Origin of the sequence: Burkholderia sp. KCJ3K979 (genome assembly GCF_016759955.1) — a bacterium.
GTDB classification, from domain to species: domain Bacteria; phylum Pseudomonadota; class Gammaproteobacteria; order Burkholderiales; family Burkholderiaceae; genus Burkholderia; species Burkholderia orbicola.
Window position 1 is genome coordinate 1 of the sequence record NZ_JACFYV010000455.1, and the last position, 664, is coordinate 664.

Consider the following 664-nt stretch of genomic DNA (forward strand, 5'->3'; position numbering starts at 1 on the left):
CGCCGGCGGCGGCGAGCGCGTCGGCCAGCGCGCGAGCCGACGCGACGCTGCCGGCTTCGTTGCGAATCGCCAGCGCGCCTTCGCCGAGCGTTTGACGGGCGGCTTCCAGCGTTTCGGCGTCGCGCCCGGTGATGATGACCCGCGCGCCTTCGGCCGCGAATGCGCGGGCAGCCGCCAGGCCGATGCCGCTGTTGCCGCCCGTGACGAGGACCGTCTTTCCTTCGAAGCGTTGCATGATGTTCTCCTGTGAACCGGTGAGTTGACCGTGAACACAGGATGCGCGCGTCGCGCGGCCTTGCCGTGCGACGGGCACGACGGACCTGTTCGAAAACGTCGAACATGTTTGAGCGAGCGCGCTCAGCCGATCACGCTCACCCGATCACATCGATCCCGTCGAGCAGCCGCCGCGCGAGCCGCGGCTCGCGCAGTTGCTCCAGCCACCATTGCAGCGCGCGGCCGTCACGATCGCCGTGCCACGCGACGTACAGCAGATTCGGCTCGCGCGGATCGGCCGTCTGCTTCTCGACCAGTTCGCCGCGCGCGAGCAGCGACGCGACGCGCCGGCGCGGCACCCAGCCGACGCCGAGCGCATCGCGCTGCGCAAGGATCTTCGCGCGCATCGACGGCACCGCGAGCACCGCCTGCCCGCCGAGCAGGCCATACG

Annotated in this window: 2 protein-coding genes; both read right to left on the bottom strand. The window is 70.9% G+C overall.

All coding sequences use genetic code 11. The features are described 5' to 3' along the window. The coding region (locus H3O04_RS35590) for an SDR family NAD(P)-dependent oxidoreductase (RefSeq protein WP_202589540.1) at positions 1 to 235 on the bottom strand (235 nt) is incomplete at its 3' end. A 136-nt stretch (positions 236 to 371) separates the two neighbouring features. Then, on the bottom strand, positions 372 to 664 hold a 293-nt coding region (locus H3O04_RS35595), incomplete at its 5' end, for a LysR substrate-binding domain-containing protein (protein ID WP_237666553.1).